The organism is Clostridium sp. HBUAS56017, assembly GCF_007115085.1.
GTDB classification, from domain to species: Bacteria; Bacillota; Clostridia; order Clostridiales; family Clostridiaceae; genus Clostridium; species Clostridium cibarium.
This window is the reverse complement of record NZ_SULK01000037.1, coordinates 10001-10287: the sequence shown is the minus strand read 5'-3', so window position 1 is coordinate 10287 and position 287 is coordinate 10001.

The following is a 287-nucleotide window of genomic DNA, read 5'->3' as shown; positions in this document are numbered from 1 at the left end:
CATTAAATACATTAAATTTTTAATAGCTTAACAAAAAGTATTTAGATAAGGATTATGACATAGGTTCATAGTCCTTATTGTCGCTCCTAATAGCAAAAACAATATGTGTGAGCTTATGTGAGCTACCTCTCTAACGGCATAAGTTGACGCTACTAAGCTAGATTGACTATAATAAAATTCAATTTCTTCATTCAAACTTTGAATTTGATTTTCTATAAATAATGCTTGATCAATTAGTTAAACTTTTGATTAGGTTGTACTAGAAAATTATACAGATGATGTAACAC